The 25,589-nt window shown below is 68.8% G+C and carries 25 protein-coding genes and 1 riboswitch; of the genes, 7 read left to right on the forward strand and 18 right to left on the reverse strand.

Annotated elements, in window-relative coordinates:
* Position 1 precedes the first annotated feature (1 nt).
* From M3C25_RS00305 to M3C25_RS00330, 6 genes are all read right to left on the reverse strand, one after another.
* Positions 2-1,606, reverse strand: a complete 1,605-nt coding sequence (locus M3C25_RS00305; protein ID WP_259854483.1) for a bifunctional uroporphyrinogen-III C-methyltransferase/uroporphyrinogen-III synthase — start codon at positions 1,604-1,606, stop codon at positions 2-4.
* Positions 1,603-4,104, reverse strand: a complete 2,502-nt coding sequence (hemA, locus tag M3C25_RS00310) for a glutamyl-tRNA reductase (protein ID WP_259854484.1) — start codon at positions 4,102-4,104, stop codon at positions 1,603-1,605. The genes M3C25_RS00305 and hemA overlap by 4 nt, the downstream gene beginning before the upstream one ends.
* On the reverse strand, positions 4,101-4,814 hold the full coding sequence (locus M3C25_RS00315; protein WP_259854485.1) for a redox-sensing transcriptional repressor Rex: 714 nt from the start codon (positions 4,812-4,814) through the stop codon (positions 4,101-4,103). The genes hemA and M3C25_RS00315 overlap by 4 nt, the downstream gene beginning before the upstream one ends.
* 60 nt (positions 4,815-4,874) lie before the next feature.
* Positions 4,875-5,141, reverse strand: coding sequence for a glutaredoxin family protein (locus M3C25_RS00320; RefSeq protein ID WP_102161359.1), 267 nt, complete (start codon positions 5,139-5,141; stop codon positions 4,875-4,877).
* 90 nt (positions 5,142-5,231) lie between these two features.
* A complete protein-coding gene (locus M3C25_RS00325) occupies positions 5,232-5,330 on the reverse strand; it encodes a 30S ribosomal protein bS22 (protein ID WP_005504750.1) in 99 nt (32 codons plus the stop codon).
* A 143-nt stretch (positions 5,331-5,473) separates the two neighbouring features.
* Positions 5,474-6,676 (reverse strand): acetoin utilization protein AcuC, encoded by a 1,203-nt coding sequence (locus M3C25_RS00330; protein WP_170273236.1) that lies wholly within the window; start codon positions 6,674-6,676, stop codon positions 5,474-5,476.
* A gap of 112 nt (positions 6,677-6,788) precedes the next feature.
* Here M3C25_RS00330 and M3C25_RS00335 point away from each other — a divergent pair, with 112 nt between their 5' ends.
* From M3C25_RS00335 to M3C25_RS00345, 3 genes are all read left to right on the forward strand, one after another.
* A complete protein-coding gene (locus M3C25_RS00335; protein ID WP_259854487.1) occupies positions 6,789-8,192 on the forward strand; it encodes a TrkH family potassium uptake protein in 1,404 nt (467 codons plus the stop codon).
* A complete protein-coding gene (locus M3C25_RS00340; protein ID WP_259793641.1) occupies positions 8,185-8,862 on the forward strand; it encodes a potassium channel family protein in 678 nt (225 codons plus the stop codon). Before M3C25_RS00335 ends, M3C25_RS00340 begins: the two co-directional genes overlap by 8 nt.
* 140 nt (positions 8,863-9,002) lie before the next feature.
* The gene (locus M3C25_RS00345) at positions 9,003-10,664 is read left to right on the forward strand and encodes a SulP family inorganic anion transporter (RefSeq protein WP_375545084.1); all 1,662 of its coding nucleotides are present in this window, start codon (positions 9,003-9,005) and stop codon (positions 10,662-10,664) included.
* Between the two features lie 28 nt (positions 10,665-10,692).
* Here the strand turns inward: M3C25_RS00345 and proC are convergent, their stop codons facing one another.
* The 11 genes from proC to M3C25_RS00400 form a co-directional block, all read right to left on the reverse strand.
* A complete protein-coding gene (gene proC / locus M3C25_RS00350) occupies positions 10,693-11,508 on the reverse strand; it encodes a pyrroline-5-carboxylate reductase (protein ID WP_259833877.1) in 816 nt (271 codons plus the stop codon).
* A 22-nt stretch (positions 11,509-11,530) separates the two neighbouring features.
* Complete coding sequence (locus tag M3C25_RS00355; RefSeq protein ID WP_259833880.1) at positions 11,531-12,460, reverse strand: sugar phosphate isomerase/epimerase family protein; 930 nt, start codon at positions 12,458-12,460, stop codon at positions 11,531-11,533.
* A 22-nt stretch (positions 12,461-12,482) separates the two neighbouring features.
* The gene (locus M3C25_RS00360; RefSeq protein WP_259854495.1) at positions 12,483-13,460 is read right to left on the reverse strand and encodes a Ppx/GppA family phosphatase; all 978 of its coding nucleotides are present in this window, start codon (positions 13,458-13,460) and stop codon (positions 12,483-12,485) included.
* 179 nt (positions 13,461-13,639) lie between these two features.
* Entirely contained in the window at positions 13,640-14,335 is a 696-nt protein-coding gene (locus M3C25_RS00365) for a hypothetical protein (protein ID WP_259854500.1), read from the reverse strand.
* On the reverse strand, positions 14,332-15,255 hold the full coding sequence (locus M3C25_RS00370) for an ABC transporter ATP-binding protein (protein WP_259854502.1): 924 nt from the start codon (positions 15,253-15,255) through the stop codon (positions 14,332-14,334). The genes M3C25_RS00365 and M3C25_RS00370 overlap by 4 nt, the downstream gene beginning before the upstream one ends.
* Positions 15,252-15,626 (reverse strand): GntR family transcriptional regulator, encoded by a 375-nt coding sequence (locus tag M3C25_RS00375; RefSeq protein WP_102161342.1) that lies wholly within the window; start codon positions 15,624-15,626, stop codon positions 15,252-15,254. Before M3C25_RS00375 ends, M3C25_RS00370 begins: the two co-directional genes overlap by 4 nt.
* Before the next feature lie 120 nt (positions 15,627-15,746).
* Positions 15,747-16,538: an enoyl-CoA hydratase/isomerase family protein gene (locus M3C25_RS00380; protein ID WP_102161340.1), complete on the reverse strand. Its 792-nt coding sequence runs from the start codon at positions 16,536-16,538 to the stop codon at positions 15,747-15,749.
* Between the two features lies 1 nt (position 16,539).
* Positions 16,540-17,664 (reverse strand): bifunctional 2-methylcitrate synthase/citrate synthase, encoded by a 1,125-nt coding sequence (locus M3C25_RS00385; RefSeq protein ID WP_259854503.1) that lies wholly within the window; start codon positions 17,662-17,664, stop codon positions 16,540-16,542.
* Positions 17,661-18,566: a methylisocitrate lyase gene (prpB, locus tag M3C25_RS00390; protein WP_165884613.1), complete on the reverse strand. Its 906-nt coding sequence runs from the start codon at positions 18,564-18,566 to the stop codon at positions 17,661-17,663. Before prpB ends, M3C25_RS00385 begins: the two co-directional genes overlap by 4 nt.
* A complete protein-coding gene (locus M3C25_RS00395) occupies positions 18,566-20,062 on the reverse strand; it encodes an MmgE/PrpD family protein (protein ID WP_217006953.1) in 1,497 nt (498 codons plus the stop codon). The genes prpB and M3C25_RS00395 overlap by 1 nt, the downstream gene beginning before the upstream one ends.
* A 270-nt stretch (positions 20,063-20,332) precedes the next feature.
* Positions 20,333-21,274, reverse strand: coding sequence for a hypothetical protein (locus M3C25_RS00400; RefSeq protein ID WP_170273225.1), 942 nt, complete (start codon positions 21,272-21,274; stop codon positions 20,333-20,335).
* Between the two features lie 100 nt (positions 21,275-21,374).
* Between M3C25_RS00400 and M3C25_RS00405 the strand changes: the two genes are divergently transcribed.
* The 4 genes from M3C25_RS00405 (at position 21,375) to M3C25_RS00420 (ending at position 24,975) form a co-directional block, all read left to right on the forward strand.
* A complete protein-coding gene (locus M3C25_RS00405) occupies positions 21,375-21,914 on the forward strand; it encodes a DUF4916 domain-containing protein (RefSeq protein ID WP_102161330.1) in 540 nt (179 codons plus the stop codon).
* Positions 21,915-22,020, forward strand: a riboswitch (TPP riboswitch).
* Positions 22,021-22,049: 29 nt separating this feature from the next.
* A complete protein-coding gene (locus M3C25_RS00410) occupies positions 22,050-22,691 on the forward strand; it encodes an ECF transporter S component (RefSeq protein WP_257995052.1) in 642 nt (213 codons plus the stop codon).
* Positions 22,691-24,175: an ABC transporter ATP-binding protein gene (locus M3C25_RS00415; protein ID WP_259844191.1), complete on the forward strand. Its 1,485-nt coding sequence runs from the start codon at positions 22,691-22,693 to the stop codon at positions 24,173-24,175. The genes M3C25_RS00410 and M3C25_RS00415 overlap by 1 nt, the downstream gene beginning before the upstream one ends.
* Positions 24,172-24,975, forward strand: coding sequence for an energy-coupling factor transporter transmembrane component T family protein (locus M3C25_RS00420; RefSeq protein ID WP_165884607.1), 804 nt, complete (start codon positions 24,172-24,174; stop codon positions 24,973-24,975). Before M3C25_RS00415 ends, M3C25_RS00420 begins: the two co-directional genes overlap by 4 nt.
* A 12-nt stretch (positions 24,976-24,987) precedes the next feature.
* Here M3C25_RS00420 and M3C25_RS00425 read toward each other — a convergent pair whose 3' ends face one another.
* Positions 24,988-25,587, reverse strand: coding sequence for a class I SAM-dependent DNA methyltransferase (locus tag M3C25_RS00425; protein ID WP_170273221.1), 600 nt, complete (start codon positions 25,585-25,587; stop codon positions 24,988-24,990).
* Positions 25,588-25,589: the final 2 nt, after the last annotated feature.

Below are 25,589 nucleotides of genomic sequence, written 5' to 3' on the forward strand. Positions count from 1 at the left end.
CTCACTTCTTGCGGCGTGAGCTGCGTCGGCGGGTCTGCGACGGGCGCAGCGGGGTGCGGCCTGCGGCGAGCATCTCCTCGCGGCGGGCGCGGGCGTGCTCGACGAGTCCGGCGACGACGGAGCCGAGGTTGGCCTCATCTGCCATGACGTCGACGCGCAGGCCGTGGTCTTCGGCGGTCTGTGCCGTCGCCGGGCCGATGCAGGCGACGACGGTGGTGTGGAAGGGCTTGCCGGCGATGCCGACGAGGTTGCGCACGGTCGATGACGAGGTGAAGAGCACTGCGTCGAAGTCGCCGCGCTTGATCGCCTCGCGCACGGGGGCCGGCGGTGGGGCGGCGCGCACGGTGCGGTAGGCGGTGACGTCGTCGACCTCCCAGCCCTCCTCGCGCAGCCCGGTGACGAGCACCTCACCGGCGATATCGGCGCGCGGCAGCAGCACCCGGTTCATCGCGTGGTAGCCGTCGTCGAAGGGCGGCCAGTCTTCGAGCATGCCGCGGGCGGACTGCTCACCGGAGGGCACGAGGTCGGGGATGACGCCCCATTCCTGCAGGCTGGCAGCGGTCTGGTCGCCGACGGCGGCGACCTTGACTCCGGCCAGGCAGCGGGCGTCGAGACCGAGGTCCTCGAGCCAGTTGCGCACGACGGTCACAGCGTTGACAGACGTGAAGCCGACCCACTGGTAGTCGCCTTCGACGAGCGCGCGGATCGCCTTCTCCATCTGGTTCGGGGTGCGCGGCGGCTGGATCGCGATCGTCGGCACGATCGTGCCCTCGGCACCGTACTCGGCCAGCAGGTCCTGGGTGGCTGAGGCCTGTTCGCGGGTGCGCGGGATGAGCACCTTCCAGCCGAACAGCGGTTTCGTCTCGAACCAGGACAGCTCCTTGCGCATGTCGATGCCCTGGCCCATGAGCATGACGACCCGCTGGTCGGGGCGCGCTTTGGCCAGGTGCGGGCCGGAATCCCCGAGCGTCGTCTCCACGGAGACCTGCTGGAGGGTCGAGACCTCGATCGTGAGCAGGATCGGGGTGTCAGCATCCCAGTCGTCGCCGAGCAGGCTGTCGATGGCCACGGAGACCTCGTCGACGCTGCCGGTGATGACGTGGCCGGTGTTGCGGTGGCGGGCGACGTCGACGTAGGTCTGCGGGCTCGCCTCGATGAAGCGCACCGAGCGCACCCGGCTCGTGGTGATCGGGGTGCCGGTGTAGGCCGACATCGACGAGGTCAGCCCGACGCCGGGCACGATCTCGAAGTCGACACCGTTGCGCTTGCAGCCGGCGGCTTCATCGGTGGTGGTGGAGAACAGCACGCCGTCGTGCGGGACGATGCGCACGACCCGGGTGTGCTCGCGGGCCAGCTGGGCGAGCTTGCGCCCGCGGGTGGTCGCCGCCGAGCCGAGTTCGGCCGAATCGAGCCGGGTGGCTGAGGCCGGGACGTAGGCGTTGACGATATCGTCGAGTTCGCCGGCGTCGTAGACGACGAGGGTAGCGCGCTCGAGCAGCTCAGCACCCTTGTACGTCATGAGCCCCGGGTCGCCGGGGCCGGCGCCGAGGAAGTAGACGATCGGGCGGGCGGCTGGCTGCGCCTCGGGACGGGAATCCCGGCTCATCGGCTCACCTCGCTCACTGACTGCCGGTCTGCTGCCGCGGCGTGTTCGCTGCGCGGGTCGATGTGCGCGCTCGGGGCGTTGGCGCCGGTGACGGTGTCGGGGACGACACCGAGGATGGTGAGCAGCTCGTCGGCGATCGCGCTGCCGAGCTCCTTGGCGATGACCGGGCGCTCATCCGCGCCCGAGGCGGTGGTGAGGTCGGCGGTGCGGGTCGCCCGCTGCAGGCGGCCGGTGTCGTCTGCCATCACGCCGGTGAGGGTGAGGGCATTGCCGTCGATCTCGGCGAGCGCGCCGATCGGGGCTGAGCAGCCGGCTTCGGCGTGGGCGAGGATCGCGCGTTCGGCCTGCACGGCCAGGGCGGTGTCGGCATCGTGGATGCCGGTCAAGGCTGTGCGCAGCTCGGTGTCGAATTCGCCGACGTCGGCGTTGGCGGCCCGGCATTCGACGGCCAGGGCGCCCTGTCCGGGGGCTGGGAGCATGACGGCGGCGTCGAGGACGTCGGTGACTTCGGCCAGCCGGCCGATGCGGCGCACGCCGGCTGCGGCGAGGACGACGCCGTCGAGGCGGCCGTCGGTGACGTGCTTGATGCGGGTGTCGACGTTGCCGCGCACGCCGCGGACTTCGATGTCGGGCCGGGCGGCGCGCAGCTGGGCGGCGCGCCTGGGCGATCCGGTGCCGATAACGGCGCCGGCGGGCAGTTCGGCTAAGGTCATGCCGTCGCGGGCGATGAGCACATCGGAGGGGTCGACGCGCGGGGGCACGGCGACGAGGTCGATGCCGGCGGCCGGGGCGGTCGGCAGGTCCTTGAGCGAGTGGACGGCGATGTCGATCTTGCCGGTCAGCAGTGCGGTGCGCACGGCGGAGACGAAGACGCCGGAGCCGCCCATGGCGGCCAGCGGGCTCATATTCACGTCGCCTTCGGTGACGACTTCGACGATCTCGACCCGCCAGCCGGTCTGCGCGGCGATCTGCTGGGCGATCGCTGTCGACTGGGAGCGGGCCAGGCGGGAGCGGCGGGTGCCGAGCTTGACGGTGCGGCCGGTGTAGTGGGCCGGTTCGACGACGTCGAGGGTGTGGTCGGCGACCGGGCGCAGCCCGTCGGCTTCGACGTGGTGGTCATCGCGTGCGCTGACCGGTGCGACACCGGGAGCGGTGACCGAGACCTTCGACCGGTCGATGCGCTGGGGCTCTCCTCGGCGGCCGGAGGTGGCACTGAGGTCGAAGAGCTGGGTCAGGGCTGCGGCGTAGTCGACGTCGGAGTCCTGCACGGACAGCTGCTTGACCCGAACCGTTGGGGTGTGGACGAGCTTGTCGGCGGTGCGCTTGAGCGCGGTGCGGATCTCGTCGAGGACCTCAGCGTCGACCTTCGCGCCGATCTTGCGGCTCAGTCGCTCGAACTCGCCGGCCACGGTGGTCTCGGCGTGCGAGCGCAGCGCGGTGACGGTCGGGGCGATCGAGCGGGCCTTGTGCTCGGCGCGGTAGGCGGCGAGCTCTGAGCGGATGATGCTGCGGACTTCGGCGACGATCTCGACGACGCCGGACGGGCTGCGCAGATCGGATTCGGCGAACATCTCGGACAGCTCCCCGAGGCCGATGAGCCGGATGTGGGGCAGTTCCCGCACGCTCGGGTCGATGTCGTGCGGGAGTGCCAGGTCGACGAGGAACTTGTTGGGCTGCTGGTCGAAGTCGGCCTGCATGCCGGCGATGATGTCCTCCCGGCTCAGCACGGTGCCGCGCGAACCGGTGACGGAGACGATGAGGTCGGCATCGGCGATCTCGGCGGTGAGCGTCTCGGCGCTGAGCTCGACAGCACGGCCGCCGACAGGGGCGACGAGCCGTTCGGCCTTCTCCAGGGTCCGGTTCATCACGGTGATGCGGGCAACACCCGCCCGCTGCAGGGTCGCGACGGTCAGCCCGGACATCGCCCCGGCGCCGACGACGAGTGCGCGGGAGCGCTCGAGGCTGCCGATGTGGGCTTCGGCGGAGGTCAGTGCCTTGTCGAGCAGGGACTGGGAGACGGAGTCGAGTTCGGTTTCGGCGTGCGCGCGTTTGCCGACGCGCAGCGCCTGCTGCAGCACGATGCCAAGCTCCTTCGTCAGCTCCCCTGCCTGCTGGGCGGTTACGTAGGCGCTGCGCAACTGGCCGAGGATCTGGGCTTCGCCGACGGCCATCGAGTCGAGCCCGCAGGCCAGGGTCAGGAGGTGTTCGACGGCCTTGGTGTCGTAGTAGACGTAGACATGCTCGGACAGCCGCATCCAGTCCAGGCCGGTGGCGTCGACGAGGGCGGAGCCGATGTCGGCCAGGCCGCCGTGGAAGGCCGAGGCGTCGGCGATGACCTCGAGCCGGTTGCAGGTCGAGAGCACGCAGGCGCCGTCGACGTAGTCACCGGCGCGCACCCCGGAGGCCAATGCCTCGACTCCATCTGAGTCAAGGGCGATGGCATCGAGGACGGACATCGGTGCGGACCGATGTGAGATCCCGAGCACGAGGAATGTCACAGTGCATGCTCCCTAGGACGTGTGTTGCGGAGGTCGGTCGAGTCGATTCCGGCCGGCTGGGCCGGGGCGGTGTAGTGGGCGAGGACCCGCAGCTCGGTAGCGAGGTCGACATGGCGCACGTGCACGTCCTCGGGCACGGTGACCATGGTGGGGGCGAAGTTGAGCAGCCCGGTGATGCCGGCGGCCACAGCGGCGTCGGCCACAGCCTGGGCGGCCGGTGCGGGCACGGCGATGATGAGCATCTCGATGCCGGTCTCGGTGGTGACGGACGCGAGCTGCTCGACCGGCAGGACGGGTGCGCCGCCGACGGTGGCGCCCACCACCTCGGGCGCGGTGTCGAAGACTGCGGTGAGTTCGAAGCCGCTGAAGCGCACGGCGGCGTAGTCGGCGATCGCCGAGCCGAGGCGGCCGGCACCGGCGATGGCGATGCGGCGGGTGCGGTCGAGGCCGAGGAAGCGGCGCACCGCGGCGCCGAGGGCGGCGGTGTCGTAGCCGACGCCGCGGCGGCCGGCGAAGTCGAGGTGGGACAGGTCGCGGCGCAGGATCGCTGAGCCGACGGCGCAGCGTCCGGCGAGCTCTTCGCTGGAGACGGTCTGCTGGCCGGCGGCGGCGAGTTCGTCAAGGGCCTGCAGGTAGCCGGGCATGCGGGCGACGACCGGGGCGGGCACGGAGGACAGTCCGGTGCCGCCGGATTGCGAAGCGGTGCTCACCAACGACCTCACCCCCTGTCTGTGTCACGATGCCGTATGGTGTGTGGCCCGCCGGCGGTCTCAGCCGTGGGCGAGCAGTGTCTCGACGGTGCGCTTGAGCCGGGTCCCGTCGATGCGGTGCTTGGCGTGCTTGCGGCCGTTGAGCAGCACGACGGGGATGTCCCATTCGTGCTGGGCGATAAGGTCGGCGTCGGTTTCGATGTCGACGGTGGTGACCGTGACGTCGCCTGCGGCGATGTGCTCGCCGAGGGTGTCCTCGATGACGTCCATGGCGGTGACGCACAGCCCGCATCCGGGGCGGGTGAGGAACGTCAGCTCGACGCTCATCCGGTCATCCTCCTCGCTGTCGGCCTGCGTGCCGGGGCCTTATCAGCACGAAACCCCGCCGCACGAAACGACGGGGACGCACGCAGCCGCTTACTTCTTGTTGCGGCGCTGGTGGCGGGTCTTGCGCAGAAGCTTCCGGTGCTTCTTCTTCGACATCCGCTTGCGGCGCTTCTTGATGACTGAGCCCATAGATAAATCCTCACGGGTAGGCGATCGGGGCGAACACTGATCGTTCGCCTGTCAGACGTAACCGCTTAATTCTATCGTTGCCTGGAGCTATTCCAAAACTGCGCACTCGAGTCAAGGAGGCCGCCTGCGCGGCGGGTCGGATGTCAGTCGAAGTGGGCGTCGAGGCCGTAGAAGGGGAAGATGTTCTTCCGTGTCGACATGACTGTGCGGTCGAGGTCGGATTCGGGATCGTAGCCGTTGGCCCACGGGTCGAAGGTGCCGTCGTGGCCGTCGGTCATCATATGCGGGGCGGTGATGCGGGTGACGTCCTCGACGTAGGTCCGCCAGCGCTCCGGCAGCGCGGTGGCGGGGTCGATGTCGGCTCCAGCCGCGATCGCGACGAGGTTCGTCCAGGCGCGCGGCACCACTTCGACGAGCGCATATCCGCCGCCGCCGGTGGCCAGCCACTTGCCGTTGGCGTAATCGTCGGCAAGGTCGCGCACCCACTGAGTGGCCACCCGCATCGCGTCGACGCTGAGCCGCAGGTGGGTGAGCGGGTCGGCGGAGTGACCGTCGCAGCCGTGCTGGCTGACGATGACCTGCGGGTCGAATTCGCGGATGACGGCCGGGACGACGGCGTCGAGGGCGCGCAGCCAGTCGTGGTCGTCGGTGCGCGGGGGCAGGGCGATGTTGACCGCTGAGGCGGCGGCGTCGAGTCCGCCGATGTCGTTGGCGAAGCCGGTGCCGGGGAACAGGAAGCGGCCGTTCTCGTGCACGGAGATCGTCATAACCCGCGGGTCGTCCCAGTAGAAGCGCTCGGTGCCGTCACCGTGGTGGGCGTCGAGGTCGATGTAGCAGACCCGCTCATAGCCGTGGTCGAGGAAATGCTGGATGGCGGCGGCGAGGTCGTTGTAGATGCAGAATCCGGCGGCCCTGCCCGGCATCGCATGGTGCATCCCGCCGCAGAAGTTCACCGCCCGCTCATAGCGTCCCGAGGTGATGGCGCGGGCGGCTTCGAGACTGCCTTGGAAGATCCGTCCGGAGGCTTCGTGGATCCTGTCGAAGCGGGGCACGTCATCGGTGCCGACTCCGAAGGTTTGCGCAACATCAGGGGCGATGTCCGTGGTCGTTTCGGCGCGTTTGACTGCGTCGATAAAGTCCTGGGTGTGCAGGGCTGCGAGCGCGTCCTCGTCGACGCCGCCGACGCCGGAGATGTGGATGCGAGGGTGGTCGAAGAGACCGAATTCGGTCGCGAGCTTCGCGGTCAGGTCGAGGCGCAGCGGGTTCATCGGATGGGTCGGTCCGAAGTTGTACTGCGTGAAGGATTCGTCCCAGATGACGAAGACTTCTGTCTCTCGCTTGGCCATGGCCACACTCTACTGGTTCGGTGTGAGCTGCGGAACAGCGCCCCGCCACAGCCGCCATGCGCCTGCCCGCCAGCGCCGCGGCAGCCGCACCGTCCCCGGCTACACTGACGCTGTGGCTCATCAGCGACCGAAGACGACCTTCACCGACCGGGTGTTCCACCCGGGGCGGCGGCTGCGCGACGTCCTCGACGAGGTCGCCGAGGCCTCGCCGGCACGGCTGGCGATCGCCTCGTTCGTCATCGCGATCGCGATCTTCACGGTGCTGCTGTCGCTGCCAGTCGCCCACGCCGACACGTCCGACTACTCGTTCGCCAACAGCCTGTTCGTCGCCGTCTCCACCGTCTGCGTCACCGGCCTGACCCCGGTCGTGACCGAGGAGTACTGGTCGACGTTCGGCCACTGGGTGATGGTCGCGGCGATGCAGGTCGGCGGCCTCGGCATCCTGACACTGGCGTCGCTGCTCGGGATGGCGGTGTCGAAACGGCTGGGCGTGCGTCAGCGGCTCATCGCCGCACAGGCGACGAACACCTTCCAGATCGGCCAGGTCGGCACGCTGCTGCGCGCAGTGCTCATCACGATCTTCGCCGTCGAAGCTGTCATCATGGCCCTGCTCACCCCGCGCTTGCTCATCCGCGGCGAGACGCTGGGCGAAGCGCTGTGGCACGGCCTGTTCTATGCCGTGACCTCCTTCAACAACGCCGGGTTCACGCTGCACACCGGGGGCATCGAGTACTTCGCCGACGATCCGTGGATCCTCATGGTGCTCATGGTCTCGATGCTCATCGGCTCGCTCGGCTTCCCGGTGGTGCTCATGGTCGCGATCACGTGGAATCGCCCGCGCGGCTGGGACCTGCACACGAAGCTGACGCTGGCGACCACCGGACTGCTGCTGCTCGTGTCCTTCGTGCTGCTGTACATCTTCGAATCCGGCAACGAGAAGACGATCGGCGGGTTGAGCCTGGGCGACTCGATCACCAACACCCTGTTCATGGCTGCGATGCCGCGGTCTGGGGGCATGGCCTCGATCGACGTCACCGAGATGTACGGCACCAGCCATCTGCTCATCGACGTCCTCATGTTCATCGGCGGCGGCTCGTCCTCGACCGCCGGCGGCATCAAGGTCACGACGATCGCGGTGCTCGTCCTCGCCGCGCTCGCCGAGGCGCGCGGGCTCAGGGACGTCACCGTCTTCCACCGGCGCATCGACCCGGCAGCGGTGCGCGTGGCGATCTCGATCACGCTCGCCGGCGCCGCTCTCGTCTTCGTCGGCACTCTGCTCATGCTGCACATCACGCGGCTGCCGCTCGACGATGTCATCTTCGATGTCATCTCCGCCTTCGCCACCTGCGGGCTGTCCTCCGGTGTGACGGAGAAGTCCCCTGATGCCGGTCTGTACGTCCTCAGTGCTCTCATGTTCCTCGGCCGGCTCGGTACGATTACCTTGGCGGCCTCGCTGTCCGCCAGACACCAGCAACGTCTGTTCCGCTATCCGGAGGAGAGGCCGATCATTGGCTAAGCAGTCGGGAAAGCCCGCGAACGATGCGATCCTCGTCATCGGCCTCGGCCGCTTCGGCGCTTCGACGGCTGAGAACCTCATCAGGCTCGGCCGCGAGGTGATGGCTGTCGAGCGAAATGCGGAGGTGGTCCAGGAGTGGTCCGGCCGGCTCACCCACGTCGTCGAGGCGGATGCGACGAACATCGAAGCGCTGCGCCAGCTGGGTGTCCAGGACTTCTCGACCGCGGTCGTCGGCATCGGCACCTCAATCGAGGCAAGTGTGCTCTCGACGGCCAATCTCGTCGACCTCGGCATCGACCAGGTGTGGGCGAAGGCGATCTCGAACTCCCACGGCAAGATCCTGCGCCGCATCGGCGCTGAGCATGTGCTGTTCCCCGAATCCGAGGCCGGAGCGCGCGTAGCCCACCTCGTGTCCTCGCAGATGCTCGACTACATCGAGTTCGACGACGGCCACTTCGCCGTCGTCAAGATGCGCCCACCGAAGGAGGTGCAGGGCTTCACGCTCGCCGAATCCGGCATCCGCGACACCTACGGCGTCACCGTCGTCGGCATCAAGAGCCCCGGGCGGGACTTCACCTATGCGGAGCCGTCGTCCCGCGTCGGCAGCCAGGATGTCCTCATCGTCGCCGGTCACGTCGAGCTGCTCGGCCGCTTCGCCGGCCGCCCCTGAACCCCACGCGCCGAGCCCGGCGGTCTCAGCTTCCTGACACTGCCCCCGCCACGGCCGCCGGTGTGCTTTGATGAGGATGCTCGGCCCCCAGCGGGTCGCTGGGGGTGCCTGTGTCGACTGCCGGAGGTGTGACGGTGCCTGTGTCCCCTGAGCCCAGCCGCCTGCGCGCGCGGCTGCCGCGCGCCTCGCTGCTGCCCAATGCGGCGGACTACCGGCGGCTGCCGCAGACGTGGCGGCGGGATCTGCTCGCCGGTCTCACCGTCGGCATCGTCGCGCTGCCGCTGGCGCTGGCATTCGCGATCTCCTCAGGGCTCAGCGCCGAGGCCGGACTCGTCACGGCGATCGTCGCCGGCCTCATTGCCGCGGTCTTCGGCGGTTCGCATGTGCAGGTGTCCGGGCCGACCGGCGCGATGGTCGTCGTGCTCGCCCCGATCGCCGCTGCCCACGGTCCTGCCGCGATCCCGGTCGTCGCCCTCATGGCCGGTGCCCTCGTCGTCCTCGCCGGGCTGCTGCGGCTGGGCCGCAGCGTCGCGTTCATCCCGTTTCCCGTCATCGAGGGCTTCACGCTCGGGATTGCGACGATCATCTTCTTCCAGCAGATCCCGGCTGCCCTCGGCAGTGACACCGGGCAGTCGCGCAACGCCGTCGTCCACGCCGTGCAGGCCGCCGCCGGGGCCAGCTGGCCGCAGCTCGGCTGGACGCTGGGCACCGTGGTCCTCGTCATCGGCATCATGCTGCTGGCCCCGCTCATCCACCCGCAGCTGCCCGGCTCGATCATCGCGATCATCGTTGCCGCGCTGCTCGCCGCCTGGCTCGACGCTCCGCTTGAGCGCATCGGCACCCTGCCCGAGACGCTGCCGCTGCCGCATCTGCCGGCCTTCGATCTGCACCTCATCGCCGCCCTGTCCGGTCCCGCGCTCACGGTCGCAGCACTGGCGGCGATCGAGTCGCTGCTCTCGGCCCGCGTCGCGTCGACACTCAGCCCGGTCGGGCACTACAACGGAGACCGGGAGCTCGTCGGCCAGGGGCTGGCGTCGATCGGCGCCGGGTTCTTCGGCGGCATGCCGGCCACCGGTGCGATCGCGCGCACGGCCGTCAACATCCGCTCCGGTGCGCAGACGCGTCTGGCGGCCGTCGTCCACGCTCTCGTGCTCATCGGTGTGGTGCTCTTCGCCGCCCGCTTCGTCTCCCAGATCCCGCTCGCCGCGCTGGCTGGGGTGCTGCTGCTGACGGCGGTGCGGATGGTGAATGTGCCTGTGGCCGCCGAGGTGTGCCGCGCCTCGCGTGCCGATGCGCTCGTCTTCTGGCTCACCGCGCTCATCACCGTGTCCTTCGATCTCATCATCGCGGTCGGGATCGGCATCGTCGTCACCGCGTTCTTCGCGCTGCGCACCCTGTCGGCGCAGTCGACGACGACGCGGGAGGAGCTGCCGGGCGCGGCGCAGCCCGGCGATGAGCGCATCGCCCTGTTCCGGCTCGACGGGGCGCTGTTCTTCGGTGTCGGCGACCGGCTGCTGACCGAGCTGGCCGATATCGAAGACGTCTCGGTCGTCATCCTCAGGATGTCGCAGATCCGGATGCTCGACTCGACCGGCGCCCGGGTCATCACCGAACTCGTCACCTCACTCGAGCGCCGCGGCATCACGGTGCTCGTCAAGGGCATCCAGGCCCGCCATGAGCGGCTTGCCCGCACCGGCGGGCTGTCAGCGGCTCTGCGGCACCCCAATCACCTCTTCGACGACCTCGACGCCGCAGTCGCGCACGCGCGCAGCCACATCGAGCGGGAGGGTCGCGCCGGCTGACCGGCTCGCCGGCTCGGTACTCCTCGGTTCAGTACTCCTCGGCCATCTCGATGGCCCGCTGCCCGGCGGCCTGGGCCGCGCGTGCGACCAGGTCTGCGAATCCGGCGTCGTCGAATGTCGTGATCGCCGCGTGGGTCGTCCCGCCGGTGCTCGTCACCGCCGTGCGCAGCGCCGCAGGGTCCGGGTGCTCGGCCAGCAGCCGTCCAGCGCCCTCGGCGGTGCGCACGACCATGCCGGCGGCGGTCTGCTCATCGAGGCCCATCGCCACACCGGCCTTGACCATCTCCTCAGCGAGCAGGAAGAAGTAGGCGACTCCCGAACCGGAGATTCCGGTCATCGCCGGGATGAGATCTTCGTCTAGGGGCACGACATCACCGGCACCGGACAGCAGCTGACGCAGGGTCTCGACCCTGTCCGGGCTGACCGCGTCAGCTGGGGACAGCGAGATGACCCCGCAGCCGATCTGGCAGGGCGTGTTCGGCATGATCCGCACGACCGCCTCGCGCCCGGAGGCGGCTGCCAGCTGATCGAGGGTGACGCCTGCGGCCATCGACACGAGGATCGCGTCGGATGCCATCGCAGCACCCACCTCGGCGGCGGTGTCCTTGACCATCCACGGCTTGACGCCGAGGAGAACGCAGTCCGCCTCGGCGGCAGCGCTGCGATTGGCGCCGGGATCGTCGTCAAGGGCCAGGGCGCGGACCCCGTGCGCGCGTTCGAGCTGGCGAGCGCTGTCGGCGGACTTCGTCGTCGCGATGATCTCAGCCGGATCGAAGCCGCCGGCGATGACTCCTGCCAGCAGGGCGGTGCCCATGGATCCGGTGCCGATGAATGCCAGTGTCATGAGGTCCTCCTGTCGGTTCGGTTCAATCGCGCAGGCCGAGGTGGCGCTTGGCGAACTCGAGCGATTCGATGAGCATCTCCTCGCGCTTGCGGGAGCTGGTGGTGAAGCGGGTGTTGACCTCGACGATGACATCGCCGGACCAGTTCTCCTTGGCCAAGTACTGCAGCGCCTCGGCGACGGGCATATGGCCGCGACCGGGCACCAGGTGCTCGTCCTTGAGAGATCCGGCGCCGTCGGTCAGGTGGATCTGGCGCAGCTTGGGAAACAGCTCCTTCACCGCTTCGAGTGCGTTCATCCCGGCGGTCGCAGCGTGTGAGAAGTCGAAGGTGACCGCGTCGTAGTCGTAGCCGATCGGGTTCCAGTCGGGCAGGTAGACCTGGACCTCGCGGATGCCGGCCCGCCACGGGTACATGTTCTCCACGGCCAGGGTGATGCCGGTCTCCTCGCTGATCTCACGCACCCCAGTGACGAAGTTGCGGGCGTAGTCGCCCTGCCAGCGGAACGGCGGGTGGAGGACGACTGAGCGGGCGCCGACTTGGGCTGCGATGCGACAGGTGATGCGCAGCTTCTCCCAGTGATCGCTCGTCATCACCCGCGGCATGAACAGCAGGGTCGGGGCGTGCAGCGAGAGAACGGGCAGACCGGTGCGCTGGACTTCAGAGCGGATGAAATCGACGTCCTGGGTCTCGGCTCTGTTGGTGATCATGATCTCGACGCCCTCGTAGCCCAGACGTGCGGCGGTGTCGAAGCAGGTGGTGACCGTCATCGGATAGACCGAGGACGTCGACAGGCCCAGCCGGATCGGGTGGTCGGAGACGTGTCTGACGCCGAACTCGTAGACCGGGACACGTTCGAAGAACTCGCGGTGGCGGCGGGAGTTCGCGCGCGCGGAGTTCGGCGTCGTCAGCGCCTTGCGGAACGTCCGTCGGGGTCGCGATGCTCTCGGTGTCACACCGACCAGTCTAGTACGCGGCCTACAGGTCGAGGGCGAGCGGACGGCCGCGCGGGATGGACACGGACTCCGAGGAGTCGAGCAGGTCGAGCTTGCGCATGATGATGCCCTCGCGCAGCGCCCAGGGGCTGATCTTCATCGATTCGATGCCGAAGATCGTGAAGGCGACATCGGCGACGATCGCGCCGGCGAGCACCTGGCCGGAGCGGGCGACGGAGACGCCGGGCAGCTCGGCGCGTTGCGCTGGGGTGCGTGAGAGGAGCGTGTCGATGATGCCGGACATGTCCTTGCGCTGCAGCTTGCGCGGCACGTAGATGCCGTCGCCGCTCGGCGCGGCACCGGCGATGCGGGCCAGGGACCGGAAGGTCTTCGACGAGCCGACGATCTTCTCCGGCTTGCCGACGCGGTTGACGTCACCGGCGATCCGGCCGATCTCCTTGCGGGCCAGGTGGCGCAGGGCTGCGATGTCGTCCTCACTGGGCTGGTCGGCTGAGAGGAACCGGCTGTGCATGCGCCCAGCCCCCAGCGGCAGGGAGAGTGCGATGTCGGGGTATTCGTCGGTGCCGGCGGCGATCTCCAGGGAGCCGCCGCCGATGTCGAGGAGCAGGATGTTGCCGGCTGACCAGCCGAACCAGCGGCGGGCGGCGAGGAAGGTGATGCGGGCTTCCTCCTCCCCGCTCATGACGTTGAGGGTGAGCCCGGATTCCCGGTGGATCCGCTCGATCGTCTCATCGCCGTTGGGTGCGCTGCGGATCGCCGAGGTGGCAAACGCGAGGATCTGCTCGGAGCCCTGCTCTTCGGCGATCGTGATCGACTCCTTGCAGAAGTCAACGAGGCGCTGCTGGCCGTACGAGGTGATCGATCCGTCGTCTTTGAGGTGCTCGGCTAGGCGCAGCACCTCTTTGTGCGAGGTGGCCGGCATCGGCGGGGCACCGACGTGGGCATCCACGACGAGGAGGTGGATGCTGTTGGATCCGATATCGAGAACTGCAAGGCGCACGGGTTCATCCTACCGTCACATGGCTCTCCGCTCATCCGGTGCCCGTCGCACAAGGCGACCTGCCCATCTGCGCAGGCGGGTTCCGCCTCGGGCACGGGGCACTGGAGCAGGAACCGGTGCCGCCGGCCGCCCGCTGGCCCGGATGTGAGCGGCGCGGGCGGCCGAGTCGATGCGCATGCTCAGGGCACCGCGCGGCGCAGCGTGAGGTAGGACAAGCCGGCGAGGACGGCGGTCAGCAGCGCAAGCCAGCCGGTCAGCTGCAGGGAGCCGGCGGTGGCGAACCAGGCGATGACCTCACCCCAGGCTTCGCGGCGGGAGATGACGAGCAGCACAGCAGCGAGAGCGAGACCAAGGCTGCCGAGGACGGCGACGAGCACCGTCATCCCCCACCGCTTGAACACGGTCGCACCCCAGAAGCCGAGGACGAAGGCCATGAGCGTGAAGACGAAGAAGGTCAGCCTTGCGCTCCACCAGCCCGATTCCCACACCCACGGCAGGTAGGCGACGAAGCCGCCCATGCCGTAGCCGTCGGTGACCTGTTCGATGACGCCCTGGATGACGAGCGCCGTGGCCAGCACGGCGGAGGTGACAGCCGCCGCTGCCAGGCTGCCGAGGTAGAACTCCCAGCGGGCCAGGCCCACCGATTGGGAGAACGGGAAGGTCAGGGTCATCGCCGACACGCCGACGAAGAGGAACGACCACATCGGCGCTTGGCTCGCCCCGCCGTACTTGGGCCCGGATTCGGGGATGATCGCGTAGATGACGAGGGACAGCGCAATGGCGAAGCCGAAGACCATGAGCGGCACCCACAGGAACGGCTGCCGGTTGACGAACTGCAGGCGGATGACATTGACGATGCGCACGGTCTGGCTCATGACAGTGCTCCTTCCATGCTGGAGGGGGTCAGCTCGGGGCCGGTCGCCGCGGCGGCGGCCGCAGTGCGGTGGACGATCGACTCCTGCAGCCCGACTGGTTCGAGGCGCACGCCGGACTGGGCGGTCAGGTCCGACTCGGACTCGTTGGGGATGCCGTGGAAGACGAGCGCGCCGGCGCTGCCCATGGTCCTGCGCTCGAGTACCCGGGGGCCGCGGGCGAGCCGGTCGAGTGCGGCAGTGGGTCCCGAGGCGCGCGTGACGGCCGAGGTCGCCTCCTCGACGGTCTCGTCCATGATGATGCGGCCGGCATCGATGACGAGGACGCGCTCAATAAGGCTGGCGATCTCATCGATGAGGTGCGAGGACATGAGGATGGTGCGCGGGTGCTCAGCGTAGTCGGCGATAAGGCGGTCGTAGAAGATCTGCCGTGCCACGGCGTCGAGTCCGAGGTAGGGCTCGTCGAAGAAGGTGATCTCGGCGCGTGAGCACAGCCCGATGATGACGCCGACAGCCGAGAGCTGGCCGCGCGAGAGCTTCTTGACCTTCGTTTTGAGAGGCAGCCGGAAGTCGGCGACGAGGCGCTCGGCGAAGTCGTGGTCCCAGCCGGGGTAGAAGAGGCTGGCTGCGCGCAGCGCCTGGGCGGAGGTCATCGATTCGGGGTACTTCTGGTTCTCGCGCACGAAGCACATCCGGCCGAGCACGCGCGGGTTCTCATAGGGGTCCTCGCCGAAGACGCGCACTGTGCCCGAGGTGGCGAAGAGCTGGCTGGTGAGGATCGCCATGGTCGTCGACTCGCCGGCGCCGTTGCGGCCGAGGAAGCCGTAGATGGCGCCGGGTTCCAGGTCGAAGCTCACGCCGTCGAGAGCATTGCCCGACGGGTAGGTCTTGACGAGGTCGCGGACGCTGACGACGGGGTTCATGCCTGGGCTCCGACCGACGTTGCGCGGTCCTTGACCATGGCGATGACCTCACCGGCGTTGAGCCCGATGGTGGCGGCTTCGACCATCAGCGGCTCAACGTAGCGCTCGGCGAAGACTGCGCGGCGTTCGGCCCGCAGCTTCTCGCGGGCGCCGGCGGTGACGAACATGCCGATCCCCCGCTTTTTGGTCAGCAGGCCCTTGTCGGCGAGCACCGTCAGCCCTTTGGCGGCGGTGGCCGGGTTGACGCGGTAGAAGGCGGCGAGCTCGTTCGTCGACGGAGCCCGGGACTCCTCGGCCAGTGAGCCGTCAACGATGGTGTTCTCGATGTTCTCTGCGATCTGCAGGAACAGCGCGCGGCCTTCTTCGATCATCGATCTTCCTCCTTGGTTAGCTACTCAACTAGTAAACCATTCAACGCGAGGAGATACAAGAACGCCCCCGCACGGATGCGGGGGCGTCGGCCGGGACGGGAGAATCGCCTCGGGAGCGGGTCAGTCCTGCCAGTCCTGGCGGGTGAACGAGAAGTCGGGCCGGCGCTTGGCGAAGAACGCTTCCTGCCCTTCGACGATCTCGGTGGCATACGCCTCAGCCAGCCACGAACCGTCAGAGACGTCGGGCACCTCGCCTGAGAGGATTCGCTTGGCCCCGGTCTGGGACAGCGGCGAGCGGCTGGCGATCGTCGCAGCGATCTCCCGGGCCGTCTCCAGCGGGTGGTCGGAGACGGTGTGGATGAAGCCGAGGTTGACGGCCTGGTCGAAGTCGATGATCTCGGCGGTGAGCAGGAAGTACTTCGCCCATGCATCGCCGATGATCGCCGCCAGCCGCTTGGTGGGCCCCGGCGGGTAGACGAGCCCGAGCTTCGCGGCTGTCACCCCGTAGATGGTGCCGGGTGCTGCCACCCGCACATCGCAGGCGGCCGCAAGCTCGGTGCCGCCGCCCACGCAATTGCCCTCGATCGCGGCGATGGTGGGAATCGAGACCGAGGCGAGTGCCGCCTCGGCCGCGGAGTTCGTCTCCCAGAAGTCCGCCAACGGCACATTGAGGTCATGGATGTCGGAGCCTGCCGAGAAGTGCCCGCCAGCACCCGTGAGGATGAGGACGTCGATCTCCTCAGCAGCATCGATGGCCGCAAGGATCCCCGGCAGGGCCTTCCACATCCGGCGGGAGAGGGCGTTGCGCTTCTCGGGCCGATCGAGGACGAGGGTCCCGACTCCACCGGTGACGGTGAAGCCGAAACCCTCGATGCTCTCGATGGACCGGCGCAGCTGGTCCAGCACGCTCATGTCAGCCGCGGTCTGCCGGGACTTCGCGCTGCTCTTCGCCGCTGTAGGCCGAGAGCGGGCGGATGAGTGCGTTGTTGGCCTGCTGCTCCATGATGTGGGCGGTCCAGCCGGTGATGCGGGCCATCACGAAGATCGGCGTGAACTGCTCGGTGTCGAAGCCCATGAGGTGGTAGGCCGGTCCCGACGGGTAGTCGAGGTTGGGGTAGATGCCCTTGCGGGACACGAAGTCCTCTTCGAAGGCGTTGTAGAGGGCGAGCAGGTCGTCTGCTCCCTTGGCCTGGACCATGTCCTCGAAGGCGGCGCGCATGGTGGGCACGCGCGAGTCGCCGTTCTTGTAGACGCGGTGTCCGAAGCCCATGATCTTCTGCTTGTTGGCCAGGGCGTTGTCGATCCATGCCGAGGCCTTGTCGGCGGTGCCGACCTCTTCGAGCATCGCCATGACGGCCTCGTTGGCGCCGCCGTGCAGCGGTCCCTTGAGTGCACCGACAGCACCGGCGACGGCCGAGTACAGGTCGGACGTCGTCGAGGTGATGACGCGGGCGGTGAACGTCGAGGCGTTGAAGGAGTGCTCGGCGTAGAGGATCATCGAGATGTCGAAGCAGCGCACGACCTCTTCGGCCGGGACTTCGTCGAAGACCATTTTGAAGAAGTTCGCGGCGTAGGACAGGTCGGTCGTCGGGGCGACCGGGTCGAGGCCGTGGCGGCGGCGGTGGTCGATGGCGACGATCGTCGGCAGCTGTGCGTAGAGGCGCTCGGACTTGGCGCGGTTGGCCCCCTCGCCTTCGACGTCTGCCTCCGGGTCGACGGCGCCGAGGTAGGCGACGGCGGTTTGCACGACGTGCATCGGGTGGCAGTCCTTCGGCAGGCCGAGGATGAGGTCGACGAGCTTGTCATCGACCTGGCGCTGGGAGCGCTCACGCTCGGTGAACTCGGCCAGCTGGTCCTTGGTCGGCAGCTCACCGTTCCAGATGAGGTAGGCGACCTCCTCGAAGGTGCAGTTGGCGGCCAGCTCCTGGACGGGGTAACCGCGGTAGGTCAGCGAGTTGGTCTCCTGGACGACCTTGGAGACAGCCGTGGTGTCGACGACGACGCCTGCCAGGCCCTTCTTGATGTCGTTCTCGGTCACTGGTGACCCTCCTGTGAGAAGTTGAAGATGTCTGCATCGAAGTCGTTGTACGCACCGTAGTCGATGGTCTCGTACAGGTCGGCACGCGTCTGCATGCCCTCGACGATGCTTTCCTGGGTGCCTTCGGCGCGGATCGTCTCGAGTCCGCGCTTGATGGCGCCCATCGCGATGCGCAGCGTCGTCACCGGGTAGATGACGAGCCGCACGCCGGCACCGGCGAGCTGTTCGGTGGTGAACAGCTCGCTCTTGCCGAATTCGGTCATATTGGCCAGGATCGGGACGTCCACCGCCGAGGCGAAGGTCTCGAATTCTGACAGGTCCCGCATGGCCTCGGGGAAGATGAGATCCGCGCCGGCGTCGGCGTAGGCCTTCGCCCGGTCGATCGCGGCATCCAGGCCCTCACCGGCGCGGGCGTCGGTGCGGGCGCAGATGACGAAGTTCTCATCCCGGCGGCCCTTGACGGCCGCGGAGATCCGCTTGACCATCTCGGAGGTGCTCACGACCTCCTTGCCGTCGAGGTGGCCGCAGCGCTTGGGGTTGACCTGGTCCTCCAGGTGCATGCCCGCCAGGCCTGCGTCCTCGAACTCCTGGACGGTGCGGGCGACGTTCATCGCCTCGCCCCAGCCGGTGTCGGCGTCGATGAAGGTCGGCAGGTTCGTCACCCGCGAGATGTTGCGGCCGTGGGCGACGACCTCGGTCAGCGTCGTGAGCCCGATGTCGGGCAGGCCCTGCGCTGCGGAGAACGCACCGCCGGAGATGTAGACGCCTTCGAAGCCGAGCTGCTCGATGATCTGGGCGTTGATCGGGTTGATCGCGCCCGGGAACTGGACGATCTCGCTGCCGGCGAGCAGTTCACGGAACCGCTGGCGGCGCTGAGCTGCTGGTGTTGTGGCGCCGAGCATCAGAAGATTCCCTTCGATCCGGTGTGTTCGAGGCCCTCGACGACGAAGGACAGTTCGCGGACCTCATCGGCAGACAGCTCCGGCAGGCGCTGGACGAGGTCGAGGAAGCGGTCCTGCTCCTCGTCGGCGATGATGCCCTTGGCCAGGGTGCGGAACTTCTCGACGTAGTTCTCGCGGACGAACGGGCGCGCACCATTCGGGTGGGCGTCGGCGACGGCGATCTCGTCGACCATCGTCGAGCCGTCCTCGAACTCGATCTCAACGCGGCCGCCGAAGGCCATCTCGTCGGGGTCGGTCGAGTGGTAGCGGCGGGTCCACTCGGGATCTTCGGTGGTCTCGATCTTGTGCCACAGCGCGACGGTCTCGGGACGGGCGGCGCGCTCGGGAGCGTAGGAGTCCTCGTGGTGCCAGCCCTGGTCCTCCATGGCGACGGCGAAGATGTACATGATCGAGTGGTCCAGCGTCTCGCGGGAGGCCTTCGGGTCCATCTTCTGAGGGTCGTTGGCGCCGGTGCCGATGACGTTGTGGGTGTGGTGCGAGGTGTGGATGACGATCTTCTTGATCTTGGTCAGATCGTCGATCTCCTTGCCCATCTTGCGGGCGAGGTCGATGAGCGCCTGGGCCTGGTACTCAGCCGAGTGCTCCTTGGTGTAGGTGTCGAGGATCGCGCGCTTGGCTTCGCCCTTCTCGGGCAGCGGCACGGTGTAGCGGGCCTCGGGGCCGGAGAGGATCCAGGCGATGAAGCCGTCCTCGCCTTCGTAGATCGGGCTCGGGGCGCCTTCGCCGCGCATCGCGCGGTCGACGGCCTCGACGGCCATCTTGGCGGCGAATGCCGGTGCGTGGGCCTTCCACGAGGAGATCTCGCCCTTGCGGGACTGGCGGGTGGCGGTGGTGACGTGCAGTGCCTGCTGCACGGCCTGGAAGGTCACCTCGGTCGGCAGGTGCAGCATCGCACCGATGCCGGCTGCGGCAGAGGGGCCGAGGTGGGCGACGTGGTCGATCTTGTGCTCGTGCAGGCAGATGCCCTTGACGAGGTCGACCTGGATCTCGTAGCCGGTGGCGATGCCGTTGACGAGGTCCTTGCCGTCGACGCCGAGGTGCTGGGCGACAGCGAGGATGGCCGGGATGTTGTCACCGGGGTGCGAGTAGTCCTTGGCGAGGAAGGTGTCGTGGAAGTCGAGCTCGCGCACGGCCACGCCGTTGGCCCAGGCGGCCCATTCCGGGGAGACGGTGTCGTCGAGCGGCTGGCCGAACACGGTGGCGCCGGGCTTGGACTTGTGCGGCAGCGCCTGCTCGCGGGCGTGGGTCGGTGCGTCACGGCGGACCGAGGCGGCGGCGACGGCGGCGTTGTCGATGATGCGGTTGATGACCATGTCGGTCACGTCGGCTTCGACGGCGACGGGATCGGATGCGACTTCTGCGATCTTCCAGGCCAGCTGATCTTCGCGGGGGAGGTTTTCCGAGCTCTTATACGTGCGGACTTCATGGTTGATCATGGAGATTCTCCTTATCTCGACGTCGGCAGCCGAGGTGTCGGCGACGCTGACCGTCAGGGCCCGAGGTGTTCGCGGGCTGCATTCAACTGTATGAGCGGCGCGGGCTGAGCGCCACGCCACACTTTATCTTGATATCAAGATAAAACATGAGCAGGGGCAGCACAAACGCCGTACGTTCTCTAGGATGCCACGCGCACATGTGGCCTCGCTCACCGGGTCCCGTCCCAGCTGCGCGGCCAGCCCGCTGGCCTGCGCTGATGCCCTGCCGGTTCAGTCCTCTGCCGGCTGTCCGGTGCCCTGGATGATCGAGACGAGGGTGATGAGCGACAGCCGGGCTCCCGGATGCGCCCGGAGCTTGCTGTCTCCGGCGTCGATGAGCACGCCGCCGGAGCGCCAGTCGCCGAGGATCCGCAGCAGGGTCTCAGACGTGCCGGCGAGCACGACATGGGCGAAGCTCTCCCCGGAGATCGTCTCCGGGGCGTAGCCGAGGAGCCGGAAGAACTCGGCGGTGTGGGCCTTGAGCCGCTCGTCGGTCTCGAGCACAGCGTGGATCTGCTCGGATTCGGGCAGGCTCACCCGCCCGCCGGCACCGAGGTACATCGCCAGGGTCGAGAACAGCGGGATATCGAGGTCACCGGCGCCGGTGACCTGGGTGTTGACCTGCTGCCAGTGGTTCGCCGCGGCGAGCGCCCAGACGCTGAGCCAGCGGGCGAGCGCCCCGGCCTGCTCGTCACTGGGCTCGATCGCACGGCCGGCAGCCACCGCCTCGGCGACGGGGCCGAACAGCTCGGGCAGGCCGACGGTCACCGACTCAGACCCGGCCTGTTCGAGCATGCCGGTCAGCAGCAGCGTCGCCCAGGCCCGCTCGGTCAGCGGCAGCTCAGCCAGCGTCTTGGCGCCACCGGCCTCTTCGAGTCCGGCGAGTTCGGCGACAGCGGCGAGCTCCTCACCGCTCAGCTCGCCGGTCTCGGCGGCCGGGCGCTGCGCGTTCGGACCGGAGGCGACCCAGTGCCAGATCCGCAGCGCGGCGGCCACGACCGACACCTCGGCGATCTGGGCGGCGTCGACAGCCTGCGATTCGGGCTGGTCGATCTGGTCCTCGGCGTCCAGGAGGCCGAAGAGGGTCATGGCGATCGGGTGGTAGTGGGCGCTGATCTCGTCGGCGAGATGCTGGTCGGCGCCGGTGGGCTGCTCGTTCATGTCATCGCTCATGCCCCGAACCTATCGCAGCCCCGGCGGTTCACGCTTCCCGCTCCTGCGGACATGCGCCTGGAGTCTGGCCTGACCAGAGCCCGTGTGGAACCATGGGACTATGACACGCACCGCTTTGGCTTTCGATGAGAACTGGCTCGAACCCGATGAGCTGGCCCGGCTGCGCAGACGCCTGCCGATGGCCTACATCAATGCGGTGCCGGTGCTGCTCGACGACCACGGTGTGCCGGAGAAGGTCGGGCTGCTGCTGCGCACCGGCGATGACGGCTCGCTCGTGCGCGAGGTGATCGGCGGGCGGGTGCGCTTCCACGAGACCCTGCGCGATGCGCTCATGCGCCATGCCGAGAAGGACCTCGGGCCGCTGGCGTTTCCGTCGCTGCCGAGCTCGCTCAACCCGTTCCACGTCGCCGAGTACTTCCCGACCGAAGGTGCCTCCAAGCTTCACGATCCGCGCCAGCATGCGATCGCCCTGTGCTACATCCTGCCGGTGCAGGGTGAGTGCACACCGCGCCAGGATGCGCTCAGCCTCGACTGGCTGACCCCGGACGAAGCACTGCGCGAGGACATCGTGGCGGAGATGAACCACGGACAGGAGCACATCGTCAAAGCCGCCCTGGCGTACATGGGTCTGCTACCGTAGACGCGACGACAGGGGAGCGCTCATGAGGAGCGCTGAGAGTGCACAGTTGCAGACCCTCGAACCTGACGCGGTTCATACCGCCGGAGGAAGTCGAGTCTCTTCACCCCTCCTTGCCTGATTGAAGGAGGATTTGCGATGTCTGACGTCCAGACCCGCCACACCCATCACGAACCCAACAACATGCCTGCCGGAGTTCCGGCGACGATGCGCTGGAGGGTCGTCGACATTGTCGTCGCCTCCGTGCTCGCCGTCGCGATCGGCATCGTGTTCTGGGCCTGGTCGAACTCCTGGGAGACGATCAGCGCCCCGTTCCAGGCCCTCTACCCGCCGACGAAGGGACTGCTGACCGGCGTGTGGGTGCTCGGCGGCGTGCTCGGCGGGCTCATCATCCGCAAGCCCGGTGCAGCGCTGTACGTCGAGGTGCTCGCTGCGATTGTCTCGGCGGTGCCGGGCAACTACTTCGGGCTCATGGTCATCGTCTCCGGGCTCATCCAGGGCTTCGGCGCTGAGATCATCTTCGCCTCGCTACGCTACCGCCGCTACACCTTCATCGCCACGCTGCTCGCCGGCCTGGGTGCCGGGCTGTCGCTGGCGATCGGCGAGAACATCCTCTACAACGCCGCCTGGACGTTTGAGCACAAGGCGCTCTACACCGTCTTCGCCGGCATCTCCGGCATGGTGCTCGCCGGCCTCGTCTCGTGGTTCGCGCTCAAGGCGATCGCCCGCACCGGTGCGCTGGGCGCCTTCGCGTCCGGACGCAGCGCGCGAGAAGTCTGATGGCCGCCGCGACCCGCGGCGTCGACGTCCTCGCCCGCGGCTTCGGCTGGCGGCACTCCGGGCGCAAGCGCGCCGCTGTCAGCGACATCGACCTGCGCATCGAGGCCGGTGAGCGCGTCCTGCTGCTCGGCTCCTCAGGGGCTGGGAAGTCGACGCTGCTGCATGCGATCGCAGGAGTCCTGCCGGCCGAGTCCGGGTACCGGACCGGCGAGCTGCTCGTCGGCGGCCGCCCACCGGATCCCACCTCGGGCACCACCGGGCTCGTCCTGCAGGACCCGGACGCGCAGGTGGTGCTCGCCCGGCTCGGCGACGATGTGTGCTTCGGGATGGAGAACACCGGCGTCGACCCGGCCGCGATGCCCGCCCGCGCCCGCAAGGCGCTGTCCACCGTCGGCCTCGATCTGCCGTGGGATCATCCGACGTCGGCGCTGTCCGGCGGGCAGAAGCAGCGCCTTGCTCTGGCCGGCGTGCTCGCCATGGCTCCCGGGCTCATGGTGCTCGACGAGCCGACGGCCAACATCGATCCGGCCGCCGTTCCCGAGGTGTGCCAGGCGGTTCTCGACGCGCAGGCCGCCTCTGGTGCGACCCTGCTCATCGTCGAACACCGGGTCGACATCTGGGCCGATCACGTCGACCGGATCATCGTGCTCGGCGAGTCCGGGCTGGTCGCCGACGGTGCGCCCGATGCGGTGCTGCACGACCCGGCGCTGCGCGGCATCCTGGCTGGCGCTGGGGTCTGGCTGCCTGGTGCCGCACTCCCCCAGCCGCGCGTCCCGCGGCCGGCGGGTGCGGTGCTGCTGGAGGCCGAGAAGCTCGCCGTCGCCCGCTCCCGCCGTGGCCCGGTCGCCGTCAGTGACCTCAGCGTCGACCTCGCCGAAGGCCAGGCGCTCGCACTCGTCGGGCACAACGGCGCTGGCAAGTCGACGACCGCGCTCACCCTCGGCGGCCTGCTGCCTGCCCGTGCTGGGAGGGTGCGGGCCACGCCGCGGCTGCTCGACCTCGGGCGCGGGGCGCCCCGCCGCGACGACCCGCACCGGTGGCCGGCGGCTGACCTCGTCGCCCGGATCGGCACGGTGTTCCAGGAGCCGGAGCATCAGTTCCTCACGACCACGGTCGCCGATGAGCTGCGGCTGGGTCCGCGCCAGGCCGGTTGTGCCCAAGCCGAAACCGAGGCGCGGGTGGCCGAGCTGCTCGAACGCCTGCGGCTGACCCGGCTGGCGCATGCGCATCCGCACACGCTCTCCGGTGGGGAGAAGCGGCGGCTGTCGGTGGCGTGCATGATGGCGACCCGCCCGCCGGTGCTCATCATCGACGAACCGACCTTCGGCCAGGATGCGAACACGTGGCGGGAGCTCGCGGCGCTCAGCTGCGAGCTGCTCGACGCCGGCACCGCGATGCTGACCGTCAGCCATGATGCGGAGTTCCTCCAGGCGATCGCCGCTGAGCGGATGCTCTTCGGCCGCGGACAGGCGGTGCGCGCATGAACGCCGACCTCCTCGTCCCCGTCGTCCGGGAGACCCCGCTCGTGCGCTGCAATCCAGTCGCCAAGCTCGCCGCCGGTGCAGTGCTCGCCATCGCGGTCGTGCTCAGCATCGACGTCGTCTCCGCCGCGGTCATGCTCGGACTCGTCATCCTCATGCTGCCGCTCACCGGCCTCGACCTGGCCGTGCTCGTCAAGCGGCTGTGGTTCCTGCCGCTGGCCGCGCTCATGGCCGGCTGGGGCACCGCGCTGCTGTCGCAGAAGACCGGCACCGTCATCGTCGATGCCGGCCCTCTGCTGCTCACCAGCGACTCGCTGACGATGGGTGCTGCGGTGGCGCTGCGCGCGCTCGCGCTCGCGCTGCCGGCGGTCATGCTCATCGCGACGATCGACCCGACCGACCTGGCCGACAGCCTCATCCAGCACCTGCGGCTGCCGGCGACCTTCGTGCTCGCGGCACTCGCCGCCGCCCGGCTCGTGACCCTGTTCATCGCCGAATGGCAGACGCTTGCGCAGGCGCGCCGGGCCCGAGGTGTGGCCGGCGGGAACGTGTTCGCCCGGATCGGCGGGTTCTTCCAGACCTCGTTCGCACTGCTCGTGCAGGCGATCCGGCGCGGCACCCGGCTGGCGATGGCGATGGAGGGCCGCGGCTTCGGTGCGCAGAACCGCACGTGGGCGCGGGTCTCGACATTCCATCCCCGCGACGGAGCCCTCGTCGCCGGTGCGATCATCGCCGCTGCCGTCACGATCGGTGCGGCGGTGGCGGCTGGGACCTGGAACTTCATCTTCACGATCGGGTCGTGACACCCGCCGTGTTCAGGCCCGGACGGAGACGCAGACGAGGAAGTCGCTGTCGGCTGCGAACGGCTGCAGCGTCCAGGTCGCGAAGCGGTGCTCGATGCGCAGGCCGGCCTGGGTGAGGTCGTCGGCGTATTCGTCGAAGTCGTAGCCGCGGCCGGCGCCGAAGCCGGTGATGAGCCGCCCGCCGGGGGCGAGCACGGAGGCGAGGTTCGCGATGACGGCTGAGCGGGAGGCGGGGTCGAGGAAGGTCATGACGTTGCCGGCGCTGGCGGCGATGTCGAAGCCGTCGCCGAGCTGCTCGGGGCCGGTCTCGGCGAGGTCGCCGACGTGCCATTCGCCTGCCGGGCAGGTCTCGCGCGCCTCGCTGATGAGCACCTCGTCGAGGTCGATGCCGACGATGCTGTGCCCGCGCTCAGCCAGGTATGCTCCGACTCGGCCGGTGCCGCAGCCGGCGTCGAGGATGCGGCTTCCGCGTTCGGCCATCGCGTCGATGAGCCGGGCCTCGCCGTCGAGGTCGTGGCCGGCGGCAGCGAGGCTGCGCCAGCGCTCGGCGTAGCGGTGCGAGTGCTCGGGATCCTTGGCGATCATCTGCGCCCACTGGTGCTGGTAGCTCATGG

The organism is Brevibacterium luteolum, from assembly GCF_025147615.1.
Taxonomy (GTDB): Bacteria; Actinomycetota; Actinomycetes; order Actinomycetales; family Brevibacteriaceae; genus Brevibacterium; species Brevibacterium luteolum.